The following is a 14,750-nucleotide window of genomic DNA, read 5'->3' as shown; positions in this document are numbered from 1 at the left end:
GCTGCGCGCGCCGGGAGTGAAACCCTCCGGGGCGACCTAGCCATCGCGGGCTGCACGTGGGGCAGCCCGCGAGGGTTCGAATGAGCCTCGCGTGCAACTCGACCAGTCAAAACGGGCACGCGCAGCTGTCCTGGTTTGCATGGCGAACGTTTCGCTTTCTGTAATACAAGCTCAAGGGGTGCCATGAAAACAATATTAATTAACGGGCAATGGCTTGCCGCACATGACGAGCGCCTGATCGACGTCGACGAGCCGTCAACAGGCAAAGTCTTCACCCAGGTAAGCCGCGGCGGTGAGTGGGAAGTCAACGCGGCAGTCCAATCGGCGCGCCAGGCACTGAATTCAAATTGGGGGCGGTTCACCGCAGCAGAGCGGGGGAGACTGCTGGTCAAAATTGGCAACCGGATACTCCAACAAGCCAAGGAAATCGCGCAAATCGAATCACGCGACACCGGCAAGCCGCTGCATCTGGCGGAGCGAGACATTGTCGTGCTGGCACGTTACTTCGAATATTACGGCGCGGCGGCTGACAAGCATCATGGCGAAGTCATTCCGTACCTGAACGGTTATACCGTCAATGTCGTGCATGAGCCTCTTGGGGTCACCGGACACATCATTCCTTGGAATTACCCTTCCCAGATGTTCGGTCGCACGGCCTGCCCGGCGTTGGCCGCCGGCAACGCGATCGTGCTGAAACCGTCCGAAGAGGCGTGCCAGTCGGTGCTTTACATCGCGACGTTGATGATGGAAGAAGGCCTACCCGACGGTGCGCTCAATATCGTCACTGGATTTGGCCATGAGGCTGGCGCGGCCCTGACCGGACACCCGGACATCAACCTGGTCACCTTTACCGGCTCGCCTGGCGTAGGCGCACTCGTGCAGCAGGCGACCGCAGCCAACCATGTCCCCTGTGTGCTTGAACTGGGTGGCAAGTCCCCGCAAATCGTTTTCGCCGACGCCGACCTCGACAAGGCGGTGCCCGTTATTGTCAGCGCCCTCGCACAAAACACCGGGCAAACCTGTTCGGCAGGTACCCGTTTGCTAATTCAGCGCGAAATCTACGATGAGGTGGTGTCGCGTGTTGCTGCGCGGTTCGAGGGTATTCGCGTTGGCATGCCGGACTCCGGCGCCGATTGCGGCCCGATCATCACCCGTGCGCAGTTCGAGCGTGTGCAGGCTTTTATCCACCGCATCCGCGAATCCGGTTTGCCGCTGCTTGCAGCCGGCCAGCTCGACGGCGTCGAGCCGGGCGGATTCTTCGTTCCCCCAATGCTGTTCGGGCCTGTCCCTCGTGACCACGAGCTGGCTACTGCCGAAGTGTTCGGTCCGGTGCTTGCAGCAATGCCTTTCGAAGACGAGGCGGACGCCATCGAGCTTGCCAACGCGACGGAATACGGTCTGGTAGCCGCTGTATGGACCGAGAACGGTGCGCGTCAGCAGCGGATGGCGCGCTCGGTGGTCGCGGGCCAGGTCTATATCAATTGCTATGGCGCTGGCGGTGGGGTCGAGCTGCCCTTCGGCGGCCGAAAGAAAAGTGGCTACGGGCGCGAGAAAGGCTTTATCGCCCTGGATGAGTTCACCACCACCAAAACCATAGTGAATTGTTTCGAGTGATGCTCGGCCCGTGCGCCGATTTCACTCCACGCATGTGGTCTTGCTGATCTTTCCACTGCGTGCGCGGCCCGTACGCCCAGGCGTCATTTAGAGCCTTGGCGTCTTGCACACGTTGCGAAGTCGGGCCCCGCATTCGGTCAGCGCGAATGCGGGTGTCGGCAAAACTAGCTTCAAAACGACTTCACCGCGGAGCAACCTGTAGGAAAGAGCACTAGAGAATATCCGCCGCTCGGGAGGCGAGCATGAGCGGTCACGATGGTTCGCCAGCGTGGCGCCAATGGCGGATGACTTGGAGAGCAGCCAGTGAATCGCGGCTAGTCGTACTCCATAAAGCTGAGTCGAAACGGATCCCGAAGCATGACTAAGAGAATAATAATCGTCGGCACAGGACAATCAGGCGTTTCGCTGGCGTTCAAGCTGCGGATGCTGGGATGCCAGGATGAAATTACCCTCATCGGTGAAGAGCCTGACCTTCCGTATCACCGCCCGCCGTTGTCGAAGAAGTATGTGACCAACCTGGCGGATGCCGAAGGGCTTTTTCTAAAGCCCAAGCAACTGTATGAGAGTGAGCGTATCGAGCTGCGGCTGGGCTGCCGTATCACAATGCTAGATCGCACTGCGAAAAGCGTGACCTTGGATGATGGGTCGACGCTGCGCTATGACTGGCTTGCTCTGGCTACAGGTGCGAATGCACGGCGCCTGCCGTCTTCGATAGGCGGCGATGCTCGTAACGTCTACACCCTCAGAACGCTGGCCGACGCCAGGGCGCTGCGCGACGAGTTCGGCGAAGGACGCCGGCTGTTGGTGGTCGGTGGGGGCTACATCGGACTCGAAACCGCGGCGGTGGCGCGAAGCCTCGGCATGCACGTCACCCTGATTGAACAGGCCGACCGGATTCTCAAGCGTGTGGCCTCGGCCGAGACCGCGTCCTACTTCAATGCGTTGCATCTGCAAAACGGTGTGGTAATTCGAGAAGGCGTCGGCCTCGATGGTCTTGAACAGCACGAAGATCGGGCGGTGCGTGCGCGTCTCAGCGATGGTTCAGAAATGGACGTCGATGTGGTCGTCGCCGGTATCGGCGTGAACCCCGCCACGGAACTGGCAGAACGCGCCGGGCTGGTTGTAGTGAACGGCATCGTCGTCGATAGCTGCGGGCGTACCTCCGATCCGTCTATCTATGCTTCGGGCGACTGCGCTTCCTTCCCGTACCGGGGATTGCACATGCGGCTCGAATCTATCCAGAACGCAGTAGATATGGCTGATGTGGTGGCGCGCTCGATGTTGGGCGAAGAGCCCCACTACCTGCCGATTCCGTGGTTCTGGTCCGATCAGTACGCCACCAAACTGCAGATTGCCGGCCTGCACCTTGGCTATAACCGCGTCGCGGTGAGGGAGGCGCCCCGTTCAGGCCTTTCGGTCTGGTATTTCGATGACGACCGCTTCCTCGCAGTCGACGCGATTAACGATCCGAAAGCCTTTATGACCGCGAAGCGCTGGTTAACGGCTGGCTTCTACCCAAGTTTTGATGCTCTGGCGGACCCGTCGGTCGAGCTGAGCGCCATACCTGAGTTCGTCCCAACACGTACGAACACAACGCAGGAGATCTGATTTGCCTACGATCATTTTCATTGAGCCAGACGGTACCGAGAAGCAGGTGGGTGCCCGGATTGGCCAAACCGTGATGGAAGCTGCCGTGCAGAACGGCGTGAAAGGCATTGATGCCGATTGCGGAGGTTCCTGTTCATGCGCGACGTGCCATGGATATGTCGACGAGGCATGGCAAGAAAAACTTGAGCCAGCCGACTCGATGGAATTGGACATGCTCGACTTTGCATATCAACGGTCGGAAGGATCTCGTCTGACCTGCCAGCTCGTCGTGGGTGAAGGAATGGATGGGCTAATGATCAAACTTCCCGTATCTCAAGCCTGACGATGCGAAAAGAGTTTCGCCCGGCACGCGTGCATATGTCGGGCAGCGACCGGAGATAAATCAGCAATTTCGAATAGTTGAACAGTCGGTGTAAATAAAACAAATATAAAAAATAGAGGAATAGTAAATGCTCCGTAAAACTATAGCTTGCCTTGGTGTTGCATTGTCGTTGTCCACGGGTCTCTCATATGCAGAGTCCATGACGCTGAAGTTGGCGCACCAGTGGCCTCAAAATGAAAAAGACTATGTCGTTGCAGCGGGGGTGCAGTTCGCCGAGGAAGTTGAAAAACGCAGCGGCGGAGATATCAAAATACGCTTCTTTCCCGCTCAGTCCCTGGTCAAGGCGGCTGATACACATACGGCCTTGAAATCCGGGGCCATCGACCTGGCAATCTATCCGTATATATATTCCGCTGGGGCCATTCCTGAGATGAACCTTGTGTTGCTACCGGGTCTCTGGAAAAGCCACAACGAAGTCTTCGACTTCAAAAGTACCGAGGCCTGGAAAGAGTTGGAAAAAAAGGCCAATGACTACGGTTTCAAGACACTTGCTTGGATTCAGATTGCAGGGGGATTTGCCTCGACCGATGGCCCTATTCGTGTCCCGGCGGATCTGCAGAGCCAGAAAGTCCGTGCTGCGGGTAAGTACATGGAAGGCGCGCTCGTAAAAGCTGGCGCGAGCACATCGACAATGCCGTCCTCGGAAACTTATGGGGCCATGCAGAGCGGATTGCTCGATGGTTTGTTGACCTCCTCTAGTTCTCTGGGTGCGTATCGGGTGTACGAAGTATCCGAGCATTACGTGTCGCCTGAAGATTATTCGGTTTATTTCACGATCGAGCCGATCGCCATCAGCATGAAAACCTGGAAAGAACTCAGCCCGGAACAGCAGAAGATACTCGTCGAGGCGGGAAAGAGTGTTGAATCGAAAGCGCTCGAAGGTGCTATGGCAGAGGACAAGCGCGTCGCGCACGAGTTTGCTGCCAACGGCGTCGCTGTGGAAAAGCTGACCGAAGGCGACTGGGATAAATGGCACGATCTTTTTGCCACCCATGCTTTCGCAGCGTTTAAAGAAGGAGTTCCTGGCGGAGCGGCGCTTCTGGAAAAGGCAATTTCAGGACAGCACTGAAACGACCCGTCTACGGACCGGCACGGCTCGCCGCACCGGTCCGTTGAAGTTAGGAGCGAAAGAATGTCCAGCAAAGTTAGATGCTTCGATAGCCTCATTACGTTGAGCGGAATTATTGCCGGGATTGCTGCTTTTTTTATCGGTATCTCGGTTACTTACGATGTGGTTGCGCGCAGTATATTCGGTGCGACAACTACTTGGGTTACTGACGTAAATACTTATATTGTCGCCTTTATCACCTTCGTTGGTGCCGCGTACGCGCAGCGGGAAGGCGCGCATGTAGGGGTCGATATTGTAACGACCCGCCTGGCCCCGAAATTGCGCGGCCTGGCACTGTCAGTGTCGAATATTATCGTGGTGTTGGTGGTCGGGTTGCTCTTATGGCTCGGCTGCGAACAGTGGCTCGAAATGTGGGTTTCGGGCGAGAAATCTGCCGGTATGTTTACCGTGCCTCTCTGGATTCCCTTCAGTTCTCTTCCCATAGGAATGGTGCTGCTATTGGGTGTTCAGTTGCGTAGTACTTTTCGCTGCTTGCTCGCGCCGAGCCGACAGACCTAATCTTAATTTCATGAGATAACTACAATGCCCGTAGAAATTTGGATTGGCGCAGCAATGTTCGGTGCATTGTTGTTGCTTTTAGCGATCGGTATTCCGGTTGCGTTTTCTCTGTTAACGGTGGCCCTTGGTTCACTGTTCATATTAGAGGGCGGAATTTCTGCTTTTAGTCTGGTGGCCCCAACTCTGAATAGCAGTGTGATGGAGTTTGCGCTGACGGCCGTGCCCCTGTTTATTCTGATGGGCGCAATCATTTCTGCTTCGGGGATGGGCGGGCGCCTATATAACGCTCTGGCAATCTTGATGCACGGTGTGCCAGGTGCGCTATTGGTCGCGACGACGCTCGCCTCAACCATCATGGCAGCCGTGTCGGGCTCGAGCGTTGCTACCGCTGGTGCCATCGGAGGGCTGTCAATCAAGGAAATGCGGCGCCTGGGATATAGCGACGACGACTCCTGTGGCGCCGTTGCCGCCGGCGGGACTCTGGGCATTCTGATACCGCCGAGCATTCCGCTAATCATCTACGGAATCATTTCCGAGCAATCGATCAACAAGTTGTTCATCGCATGCATCGTGCCGGGCCTGATCATGGCCGCGTCCTTCATCGGCTATCAGGTGTGGCTCGACTGGCGCCGTGGGAATCTGAAAGTGGTCGACCCTACTGCCGATATTCGGAAGGTCACGCTGACAATGCGGTTGCGCGCCTTGTTGGATTTGTTACCGATGGTGTTGCTCATCTGGATCATCCTGGGCTCCATTTACCAGGGAATCGCCACGCCCACCGAGGCGGCGGCACTAGGAGCGATCACCAGCCTGTTGTTAGCCGGCCTGCTTTATCGCGAGATCGATGGCAAGACGCTGGTCAAGATTCTGCTCGAGTCGGCGCGCAGCAGTGCAATGGTGCTGATGATCGTCGCCGCCGCAATGCTGTTCGGCTATGTGATGACCACCACAGCCGTTGCGCCCATCCTCGCCAACGCCGTCGCCAGCATGGACGTGGCCCCGTGGATCGTCCTGGCCGCAATCATGATGTTCCTGCTGTTTCTCGGCTGCTTCATGGAGACGATTTCCATCATCGTAATCACCACGCCCATCCTGGTTCCGATCATCGATTCGTTCGGTTGGGACCTGATCTGGTTTGGCGTACTGCTGGTCATCAACATGGAAATGGCGCTGATCACGCCACCGGTGGGTTTGAACCTCTTCGTAGTTCAGGGCGTTGTTCGGGACGTTTCCATCGAGCGAATCATGGTTGGCGCTGCGCCTTACGTCGGGATCATGCTGCTGGTTTTGTGCCTGGTAGCGATGGTGCCAGGGGTCACGACGCTCTTGTTGAACTAGCGAACGGTCGTCTAATTGCCGGCTTGGGTGCGAGACCTTGGGTCGAGCGACTAACTCGGTGCGGGCTTTTTTGATCTGGGAGTTTTACTTTGAAAATCGCAGTAGTGGGTCTGGGGAACATGGGAGGGCGGGTCGCCAAGCGGCTCATGGAGCAGGGGCATGAGGTTGGTATTTATGACACGGATGCCGCGGCCGTCGCACGGTTCGTCGAGCTCGGCGCCACGGGCTATCAAAGCCTGAAGGCTCTCGGCGCGGAGCACCCGTTCGTCATTACCGTGCTCCCGAACGGCGATATCGTCAAAAAAGTTGTGTTTAGCGAGCACGGACTGGCGGCTGGCATGCGTGAGGGCAGCACGCTCATCGACATGACTAGTTCGGTTCCGGCGATCACCACTGAAGTTGGTCTGGCTTTGTCGAAGCAAGGTATTCATATGCTCGATGCCCCCGTCAGCGGCGGGGTTAAAAAGGCTGAAACTGGCCAGTTGACCATCATGGTGGGTGGTGATGCCGCTGTGCTGGCCGATGCCGATGCCATTCTCCGGGACGTGGGCGAGCACGTGATTCATGTTGGCGAGCTGGGGGCTGGCCATACCGTCAAGGCTCTGAACAACCTCATCACGGCAACCACGCTGGCCATCACTTCAGAAGCCATGGCGCTAGGCGTCAAGATGGGCGTCGATGCGCAAAAGATGCTCGACGTGATCAACGTCGGCAGCGGCAAGAGCGTGTCGAGCGAGATGAAATTCCCGCAACAGGTCATGTCGCGCAAGTTCGAGGTTGGCTTCACCGTCGGGCTGATGTGCAAGGACGTTGGTATTGCCGTGGATATGGCACATCAGGCTGGGGTACCGACATTCGTCTCCTCAGCAGCGTACGAATTATGGAAATTCGGTGTGGCTAAAGGCTGCGGTGCCATGGACCACACGGCCATCGCGTTGGTAGTCGAGGAAATGGCGGGTGTTGAAATCAAGGGTTGATTGGTGCGGGCCGGGGTGCGGCTGCGTACACAGCAGTGCCCTAGGCATAGGTGTGCCGCCCGACCTAAGAATCCCCTGCAGTCGCGCACCAGAAAGCCGATTGTTCAGGTCTGTGCGGCGCTCTGTTCACCGGTAAAAAAACAACGAACATCTTTATCAACGTGCGTTGGCGCGCTGCGTTTTGAGCCGCCTACACGAAGCGAAGTAGCTAAGGCCGAGTCATGTTTCAAAAGAATCCATGTGGTGCGCTGCTGGCTACCTTTACCAACAAAGCGAGTCTCAACAGATTGGTTTTCCTCTGCCTGCTGGCGGCGCTTATTAGCATCGCTGGGTTAGTCATGGTCATGGCTGGAATCGTCGCGAATGGGCACGAACCCGATGCGGCGCGCTACGCATTCATTGGCGGTGGCGCCGGGTTCGTCGCCACGGCGCTGGGCGCCACGTTTGCAATAACCCTGCGAAAGTTGAGCGACGAAATCCAGTCAAACATGCTCAGCTTCGCGTCCGGAATGATGCTGGCCGCTAGTTTTCTGTCTCTTATATTGCCGGGATTCGATGCGGCCAATTCGATTCTTGAGAACAAGTTCATGGCGGCAGGCACGGTAGTGCTCGGCTTGGCGTTGGGTGCCACGCTGATCAGTTGCTTGGACCGATTTCTCCCTCACGATCAAGTGTTCGCATTGTCTTACGGGGCGGGCGCTGGGCCAGCAGGTGCTAGCCGGGTATGGCTATTCGTCATGGCGATAGCGATTCACAACTTTCCTGAGGGCATGGCGGTAGGTGTGGGATTTGGTGGTGACCCGGAGCTCGGCGTGTCGCTCGCTACGGCGATCGCTATTCAGGATATTCCCGAGGGCCTGGCTGTCGCGATGGCACTCCGTGCTATTGGTCTTTCCATTCCTGTCTCCTGCCTGGTCGCTGCTGCCACCGGGGTGATGGAGCCCGTCGGGGCGATGGTTGGCCTTGCCGTTACGTCCGGTTTCGCGATTTCCTTTCCCCTTAGCCTGGGGTTCGCCGCTGGAGCCATGCTGTTCGTGGTGTGCAACAACATCATCCCGGAGACCTGTGGGCGCGGCGGCAAAGGCAGTCCCGGACTCTCCTTGATGTCCGGTCTGTGCGTGATGGTCTTTCTCGATGCCGCGTTAGGGTAAGTATCTGATGACGCCAAGTCTGAGTGTCGAGCCGGGCGCAGCCGGGTTGCTGGTGATTCGTAAGTATTTTGGCGCTAATCAGGAGCTGCTCGAAGTCGCGATCAGCCTGCATCCGGGTTCACGTTTCAGCTATTCGATCACTCAACATCTGCGCTTTCAGGGAGAGGCCTGATGGGCGGAGGCTTTCTCCCTCTGGTGGTGACGCTGGCGATCCAGGCGCTTGCCTCGATGGCCTCGTTCACCGTGCCGGTTCTGGCACCGGCCGCTGCCCGCGAGCTGGCCGGGCCGGTGGCGCTGGTTGGCGTCTATGTCGCGCTGATCTATCTCAGTGCGATGGTGACCAGTCTCCTCAGTGGAGGCTGGGTGGTCCGTTACGGCGCCATCCGCATCAGCCAGGTCTGCCTGCTGTTGTGCACGGCCGGCCTGCTTTGCGCAGCCAGCGGTACGCTGACAGGGATGGCCTTGAGTGCGTTGCTGATTGGCGCCGGCTACGGGCCGGTGACACCGGCCAGCTCGCATATCCTGGCGCGTACCACGCCGCCGCATCTGATGGGCTTCATGTTTTCGCTGAAGCAGACCGGTGTCCCACTGGGCGGCGTGCTTGCCGGCGTCCTGGTGCCGAGTCTGGTCACCGCTGTGAGCTGGCAGGGCGCCGCAATCGCGGTGGCGCTGGCCTGCGCCACGATGGTGCTGGTCGCGCAACCGTTCCGCGCCGCGCTGGACGACGACCGCCAACCGGGCCACGCCGGCCCGCGCGATCCGTTTCGTCCGTTGGTACGGGTATTTCAGCACCGGCCGATCCGTGACTTGGCCTTGTGCTCGTTCTGCTTCGGCGCCATGCAGCTGTGCCTGACCACTTATCTGGTCACCTATCTGACCCACGAATACGGCTTACCGCTGACCACCGCCGGGCTGGTGCTGGCCGTTACCCAGGGTGCCGGGATGGTTGGCCGATTGTTCTGGGGCTGGATCGCCGATCGCTGGCTGCCGCCTCGTCGACTGTTGCCCCTGCTGGCGTTGGCCATGGCCCTGGCGGCTGGCCTGACCGCTGCCTTCGATCCTGATTGGCCGTTGCTTGCGGTGATGCTGGTCAGCGCACTGTTCGGCGCTACGGCGATCGGCTGGAATGGCGTCTATCTCTCCGAAGTCGCCCGTCTGGCGCCGCCCGGCACAGCGGGCCTGTATACCGGCGGCACGCTGTTTTTCACCTATTTCGGTGTGGTCGCCGGCCCGCCATTGTTTGCCTTGATCGCCGAGGCGAGCGGTTCACTGGCCAGCGGCTATGCCACGTTTGGCGTGCTGCTGCTGGCCACCGGCCTGCTGCTCGGGCACTTCGCCCGGCGTCCGGCACCTGCTACCGGCTCGGTCTGAGCCACACTCATCCCACGGAGGAAACATGTCCGCACGGTCCTATCTTGATCTCGCGGGGCTCGAGGCCGCAGTGCTCGATGCGCGAGGCATGGGCTTTGGCGACAAGCTCTGCGCACACCCCCGTCAGGTCCGGCCGATCAATAAATCGACCGCGGCTGAGCCGCGCGACCAGCTCAAGCAGACGGCCGAGCGGTTGTTCGCCGAACGCGGCTTTCACCGTCTCAGCCTGCGCCAGCTGGCTGCCGAGGTTGGTTTGCATCCAGGCTCTCTGTACGCCCACTTCGACAGTAAAGACAGTCTGCTGCAGGAGCTCATCGAGGATGGTTACGACGCCCTGCTCGAGGGCGCTCGTGCCAGCCTGCATCAAGCGCCGCGCGATGGTGCGCTCGAAGCCCTGGTTCGCAATCACTTAGCATTCCGGCGCGCCCATCCGTGCTGGTTCTTCCTTGCGGCGATGGAGCGACGCCACCTGGCGGCGCCGCGACAGGCCGAGATCCTTTGCTGTGAGCGTGATTATGAGGGGCTGTTCGTGGGGGCTCTGAGCATCTATACAGATTCCGATGATCAGCGCACCCGCGCCGCGGTACGTCAGTTGCTACGCCTGCTCGATGCCGTGTTGCTACACGACGAAGCATCTGGCACTCCTCCGCAGCCCGAGGATTGGGCGAGCGATCTGGCCTGGCTGGCCGTGCAGCGGTTGGCGGACAGAGCGCTTGCTGCACCGGGACGGCTGATGGAGAGCGAGTAACTTCTTGAGGCTGTGCTGGCTTCAAGGCGGGCCAAAATACAGTTCTGCCTGCATCTACGGCGGCTCGGCGTGCACTCGCTGCGGTCACGCTTCGCCCAGCGCCGCACGCACAAACTCCAGTCGATCCTGACCAAAGAACAATTCACCATCGACAAAGAAGCTCGGCGCGCCGAATACGCCGCGTTGCACGGCTTCTTCGGTGTTTGCCTTGAGTGCGGCCTTGACCTGCTCGTCCTTGATCATTGCCTGGTATTGCTGCGCATCGAGCCCTGCCGCCTCCAGGGTTGCCGCCAGCATTGCATCGTCGCCAAGGTTGCGCTGTTCGGCCCAGAGCGCGCGAAACGTTGCCGTCAGGTAGCGCGGGAAATTGTCCGGCTGGCGCAGCTGATAGCCGATGGCGCCGCGCATCAAGCCCAATGTGTTGATGGGAAAGTGCGGATTGAAGGCGAATTGCACATCGTAGCGGCGCGCATGGCGCAAGAGGTCGGTCGCCATGTAGCGGCCCTTCGCCGGGACCGTCGCTGGCGAGGCATTGCCGGTGGCCTGAAACACACCGCCGAGCAGCATCGGGCGATAGTGCAATTGGGCCCCGGCGCGCTCGCATAACGCTGGCAACTGGGTCCAGCCGAGGTAGCTGGCCGGGCTGCCCAGGTCGAAGAAGAATTCCACGGTCTTGTTCATTGTTCATGTCTCCATGTGAGTGGCTTACCAGCGCTCGATCCAGGGGCGTAGGTCGAGTTCGAAGGTCCATGCGTCGCGTGGCTGGCTGTGCAGATGCCAGTAGTTGTCGGCGATGTGCTCGGGATTGAGGATGCCGTCCTGATTCTTCAGTGCGTAGCGCTCGGGGAAGCTGTCGCGGATGAAGTCGGTGTCGATCGCACCGTCGACCACCACGTGGGCGACGTGAATGTTCATCGGACCCAGCTCGCGCGCCATGCTCTGTGCCAACGCACGAATGCCGTGCTTGGCGCCTGCGAACGCGGCGAAACCGGCGGCGCCACGAAGTCCGGCCGTGGCGCCGGTAAAAAGGATGGTGCCGCGTCCGCGCGCGACCATGCGTTTGGCCACCGCCTGGCTGGTGAGAAAGCCGGCAAAGCAGGCCATTTCCCAAATTTTGAAATACTTGCGGGCGGTCTCTTCGAGAATGCTGCAGGGCACATTGGCGCCGATGTTGAAGACGAACGCCTCGATAGGGCCGATATCGCGCTCGATGGTCTCGATCAACTGGGTGACATCGTCTTCCTTGCGTGCATCGGAGGCGAAGCCGTGAGCGCGACCGCCTTCAGCGAGGATCTGATCGACCAGCGGTTGCAGCTTGTCGGCGCTGCGTCGGGTGACGCAGGCGATGTATCCCTCACGGGCAAAACGCCGCGCGATGGCACCACCGGTGGAATCCCCTGCGCCGATCACCAGGGCGACGCGATTGTTGTTATCCATGGGCTCGCTCTCGTGCTAAACGATCGTTAGGTAAACGAACGTTATGTTACGCTCGGCTCATCGTCAAGCGACACTCACGAGGTTGTGCTGCATGCGTTATTCCTCCAGCCACAAACAGGAAACCCGACAGCGTCTGGTCGAAAGCAGCGGCGCCATCGCCAAGCGCGGCGGCTTCGCTACCACCGGTGTCGATGGGCTGATGAAAGCCATCGGCCTGACCGGCGGCGCTTTCTACAGTCACTTCCCCTCCAAGAACGATCTGTTTACCGAGGTGGTGCGCCGTGAGCTGTCGCAAAGCCCCATCCTCACCCGCGAAGGCGGTTTGAACCGGCAAAAGCTCGAGCGCTGCCTGGATCGCTACCTCAGCCTGGCCCACCTGCATAACCCGGAGGCTGGCTGCGCGATTCCGGCGCTCGGCGCGGAAATTGCCCGTGCCGATGTGCAGGTACGCGAGGAGGCCGAACACTGGTTATGCGCGCTGCAACAAGCCTGGGCAATAGCGCTAGGGGATGACCAATTGGCCTGGGCGTTGATTGCGCAGTGCGTAGGCGCTTTGGTCGTGGCGCGCATGCTGGCCAGCGAAGACACCCAGCGCCAAGTGCTCGACGCGAGCCGCAGCGTGCTGCACACGGCGCTGGGGCAGCAGGCGGAACGGACAAGCTAGGACGGGCCTGGTCTATCCCTATTTCTGCCTGAAAAACGTGACTCAAATCAGGCTGTTAGGCCACACGGAATGGCCCCCTCGGATAATACGAACATCGATTGGTTGGTAACCCTTAATGGACTAGCTCTGGATGCCGATAGCGTTACTTCCCAGTCGGCAGGTGCCGTTGGGCTGATCCAGACAAATAGAGGGTTTCCCATGTTGATAAGACGCCTGAAGGTCGGCCCTCGCGCTGTGCTCGGCTTTTCCGCAGTGGCATTGCTCGTAATTATTCTTGGGCTATTCGCCCAGAGCCAGATGAAAAGCATCCGCGCCACTACGGTCGAGGTCATGGACAACACGCTGCCCAGCTTCGTGTCGTTAGGTTCGATCAGCGAAGCCATGCTACGTCTGCGGATCATCTCCTTCCGCATTCTGGTCGATCGCGAGGACGAGCAGCTTCGCAGCACCATCGCTCGGGGCGATGAGCTGGTCACGGAGCTCGACACGTTAGTAAAGGCCTATTCCAAGCTCATCGTCACCGATGCCGAGAGGTCGCAGTTCAATCTCTTCGAGCAGGCCCTGCAAGACTACATTGGCATCCACAAGCGGCTGGTCGAAGTCTCCGGCACTGGCGATGTCGAACGCGTGCGGTCACTGTTAGGCGGTGAATACACTGAGCTCTCTATCAAACTGGGCGCGCAGCTCAAGACGTTGGTGAAGATCAACAATTCCGATGCCCAGGCGTTCGCTGCGCTGTCCCAATCCCAGTACGAGCACTCCAACATCGGTGTGTTTGCGTCGATGGGCGTAGCCGTTGCGCTGACCATTCTGCTGGCGTACCTGTTCACGCGCAGCATCGTTGCGCCGCTGAGCGAGGCTGTGAAGGCGGCCGAGGCGGTTGCCCAAGGTGACCTCACTCATCCAATCCAGGTCAACGGTGACGATGAGCCGGCCCGCTTGCTCGGTGCGCTGCATGGCATGCAGCAAAGCCTTAAAGGCACCATCCAGCGCATCGTCGATTCGTCGATGCAGCTCGCCTCGGCCGCTGAAGAGCTCAACGCCGTTACCGAGAATTCAACCAAGGTGCTCTTGCAGCAGAATCAGGAAATCGAGCAGGCCGCGACGGCCGTGAACGAGATGACTGCGGCGGTGGACGAAGTGGCTGGAAATGCCACCGCGACGTCCGAGGCCTCGCGCGACGCCGACCGCACGGCGGGGCATGGGCGTCAGCAAGTCGATCAGACAATCACCTCTATCAATGACGTGGCAAACAGCGCCGGCGAAACCGTAGAGCAGGTTACTCAGTTGGCTGAGCGGGTGCGTGGCATCAGTTCGGTGCTCGACGTTATCCGCGCCATTGCCGATCAAACGAACCTGCTGGCGCTCAATGCCGCCATCGAAGCGGCGCGGGCCGGTGAAGCCGGTCGCGGATTCGCCGTAGTGGCCGATGAAGTTCGGGCGCTGGCGCACCGGACCCAGCAATCCACCCAAGAGATCGAACAGATGATCGTCGGCACCCAACAGGGCACCGACCAAGCCATGTCGTCCATGCAGATCAGCAACCGGCGTGCACAGGAAACCCTGACTATCGCGCGCTCCGCTGGCGAAGCGCTGCAGCAGATCACGGAAGCCTTCAGCCAGATCACCGAGCGCAACCTGGTTATCGCAAGTGCTTCGGAGGAACAAGCTCAGGTTGCCCGCGAAGTCGACCGCAACTTGGTGAACATCCGCGACTTGGCCATGCAGACTTCGGCCGGTGCCCACCAAACCAACACTGCGAGCCAAGAACTTGCACGATTGGCCGTTGACCTGAACGGGTTGGTCACACGCTTCAAATTGGCATAACGCCGT

Annotated in this window: 15 protein-coding genes; 13 read left to right on the top strand and 2 right to left on the bottom strand. The window is 59.4% G+C overall.

The genetic code is table 11. The annotated features are described in order from the left end of the window. Window positions 1-183: 183 nt before the first annotated feature. The 11 genes from AC2LD7_RS09340 (at window position 184) to AC2LD7_RS09290 (ending at window position 10,816) form a co-directional block, all read left to right on the top strand. Entirely contained in the window at window positions 184-1,614 is a 1,431-nt protein-coding gene (locus tag AC2LD7_RS09340) for an aldehyde dehydrogenase family protein (protein WP_484597476.1), read from the top strand. Between the two features lie 357 nt (window positions 1,615-1,971). Next, window positions 1,972-3,222, top strand: a complete 1,251-nt coding sequence (locus tag AC2LD7_RS09335; RefSeq protein ID WP_484597475.1) for an NAD(P)/FAD-dependent oxidoreductase — start codon at window positions 1,972-1,974, stop codon at window positions 3,220-3,222. 1 nt (window position 3,223) lies between these two features. Continuing rightward, on the top strand, window positions 3,224-3,544 hold the full coding sequence (locus AC2LD7_RS09330) for a 2Fe-2S iron-sulfur cluster-binding protein (RefSeq protein WP_484597474.1): 321 nt from the start codon (window positions 3,224-3,226) through the stop codon (window positions 3,542-3,544). Window positions 3,545-3,743: 199 nt separating this feature from the next. After that, complete coding sequence (dctP, locus tag AC2LD7_RS09325; RefSeq protein WP_484597473.1) at window positions 3,744-4,673, top strand: TRAP transporter substrate-binding protein DctP; 930 nt, start codon at window positions 3,744-3,746, stop codon at window positions 4,671-4,673. 63 nt (window positions 4,674-4,736) lie between these two features. Further along, entirely contained in the window at window positions 4,737-5,231 is a 495-nt protein-coding gene (locus tag AC2LD7_RS09320) for a TRAP transporter small permease (RefSeq protein WP_484597472.1), read from the top strand. A gap of 24 nt (window positions 5,232-5,255) precedes the next feature. Continuing rightward, window positions 5,256-6,569 (top strand): TRAP transporter large permease, encoded by a 1,314-nt coding sequence (locus tag AC2LD7_RS09315; protein WP_484597471.1) that lies wholly within the window; start codon window positions 5,256-5,258, stop codon window positions 6,567-6,569. An 89-nt stretch (window positions 6,570-6,658) separates the two neighbouring features. Then, on the top strand, window positions 6,659-7,546 hold the full coding sequence (locus AC2LD7_RS09310; protein ID WP_484597470.1) for an NAD(P)-dependent oxidoreductase: 888 nt from the start codon (window positions 6,659-6,661) through the stop codon (window positions 7,544-7,546). A gap of 221 nt (window positions 7,547-7,767) precedes the next feature. Continuing rightward, window positions 7,768-8,697: a ZIP family metal transporter gene (locus AC2LD7_RS09305; protein WP_484597469.1), complete on the top strand. Its 930-nt coding sequence runs from the start codon at window positions 7,768-7,770 to the stop codon at window positions 8,695-8,697. A gap of 7 nt (window positions 8,698-8,704) precedes the next feature. After that, window positions 8,705-8,869, top strand: a complete 165-nt coding sequence (locus tag AC2LD7_RS09300) for a hypothetical protein (protein ID WP_484597468.1) — start codon at window positions 8,705-8,707, stop codon at window positions 8,867-8,869. Continuing rightward, on the top strand, window positions 8,869-10,068 hold the full coding sequence (locus AC2LD7_RS09295; RefSeq protein WP_484597467.1) for an MFS transporter: 1,200 nt from the start codon (window positions 8,869-8,871) through the stop codon (window positions 10,066-10,068). The genes AC2LD7_RS09300 and AC2LD7_RS09295 overlap by 1 nt, the downstream gene beginning before the upstream one ends. Window positions 10,069-10,093: 25 nt before the next feature. Beyond that, window positions 10,094-10,816 (top strand): TetR/AcrR family transcriptional regulator, encoded by a 723-nt coding sequence (locus AC2LD7_RS09290; RefSeq protein WP_484597466.1) that lies wholly within the window; start codon window positions 10,094-10,096, stop codon window positions 10,814-10,816. Between the two features lie 84 nt (window positions 10,817-10,900). Here AC2LD7_RS09290 and AC2LD7_RS09285 read toward each other — a convergent pair whose 3' ends face one another. Then, window positions 10,901-11,497 carry a 2-hydroxychromene-2-carboxylate isomerase gene (locus AC2LD7_RS09285; RefSeq protein ID WP_484597465.1) on the bottom strand — a complete coding sequence of 199 codons (597 nt, stop codon included), beginning with the start codon at window positions 11,495-11,497 and terminating at the stop codon, window positions 10,901-10,903. Window positions 11,498-11,521: 24 nt separating this feature from the next. Continuing rightward, window positions 11,522-12,253, bottom strand: a complete 732-nt coding sequence (locus AC2LD7_RS09280; protein WP_484597464.1) for an SDR family oxidoreductase — start codon at window positions 12,251-12,253, stop codon at window positions 11,522-11,524. A gap of 91 nt (window positions 12,254-12,344) precedes the next feature. Between AC2LD7_RS09280 and AC2LD7_RS09275 the strand changes: the two genes are divergently transcribed. Continuing rightward, window positions 12,345-12,917 (top strand): TetR/AcrR family transcriptional regulator, encoded by a 573-nt coding sequence (locus AC2LD7_RS09275; protein ID WP_484597463.1) that lies wholly within the window; start codon window positions 12,345-12,347, stop codon window positions 12,915-12,917. Between the two features lie 198 nt (window positions 12,918-13,115). After that, window positions 13,116-14,744, top strand: a complete 1,629-nt coding sequence (locus AC2LD7_RS09270; protein ID WP_484597462.1) for a methyl-accepting chemotaxis protein — start codon at window positions 13,116-13,118, stop codon at window positions 14,742-14,744. Window positions 14,745-14,750: the final 6 nt, after the last annotated feature.

The organism is Stutzerimonas sp. (assembly GCF_982611455.1).
The sequence above is the reverse complement of the archived record's forward strand: the minus strand, read 5'-3'. Positions and strand labels throughout refer to the sequence as shown.